The organism is Salmonella sp. SAL4457, assembly GCF_046548235.1.
GTDB classification, from domain to species: domain Bacteria; phylum Pseudomonadota; class Gammaproteobacteria; order Enterobacterales; family Enterobacteriaceae; genus Salmonella; species Salmonella enterica.
Window position 1 is genome coordinate 1 of the sequence record NZ_JBGDZO010001031.1, and the last position, 249, is coordinate 249.

The following is a 249-nucleotide window of genomic DNA, read 5'->3' on the forward strand; positions in this document are numbered from 1 at the left end:
CAGGAAGAGATGAAAAGGTTTTGCGAAGAGAACCCGGGGTATTGCGCATGACGGACGCCAAGGCTTTCAGGCGCTACATATTCGAGCTGTACTTCGATCCGGCACGGCTCCTCGAACTGGACGACGACCAGCACCTGCAACGGATAGAACGCTTCCTCGATGCCCTCGCGCCCCTCCATCCGGTGCTGGAGAACTGGTATCTGTGCGGCGACTCCCTGCGCGATGCCCTCAGCCACAACGTCACCGAGC

1 pseudogene is annotated in these 249 nt (G+C 59.8%); it reads left to right on the forward strand.

The features are described from left to right. Window positions 1-47 precede the first annotated feature (47 nt). A pseudogene (gene tsiT / locus ACLJNW_RS27305) lies at window positions 48-249 on the forward strand (type VI secretion system immunity protein TsiT); the annotation flags it as partial.